This window comes from Anatilimnocola floriformis (assembly GCF_024256385.1).
Taxonomy (GTDB): domain Bacteria; phylum Planctomycetota; class Planctomycetia; order Pirellulales; family Pirellulaceae; genus Anatilimnocola; species Anatilimnocola floriformis.
Genome location: NZ_JAMLFW010000013.1, coordinates 1 through 363, shown reverse-complemented (window position 1 = coordinate 363; position 363 = coordinate 1). Strand labels below are relative to the sequence as shown.

General features: G+C 64.5%; 1 protein-coding gene. It reads left to right on the top strand.

The window, feature by feature from the left end:
- Nucleotides 1–363, top strand: a 363-nt coding sequence (locus M9Q49_RS35280; RefSeq protein WP_254514061.1) for a hypothetical protein, incomplete at both ends; no start/stop codon positions are given.

Below are 363 nucleotides of genomic sequence, written 5' to 3'. Positions count from 1 at the left end.
GCGATCGGCAACGGCACTGGCGCGACTGGCAACGAAGGCGAAGTGCTGGTGGCTTCCGGCGCGGCTTCACTGCAAGCCTACTTCGTGCGGACGGAATCTGCCGAGCGAACCGGCACGGGCGCGACTCCTGGCGCGCTGCAGATCATCGGCGATTCGGCCGCGAATGTGATCGGCATCAACGGCAGCGGCGCGAACACCATCGTGAGCGCCACCGGCTACACGCCGCTCACGTTCAGCGGCAATAACTTCGGTTCGATTGCGATCGACGGCTTGGCGAATGCCGACACGATTGACCTCGCGAGCTTCGGCAGCGGTCAGACGAACAACCCGAGCGTGACTCTCATCGGCAACACGGGCAACGAC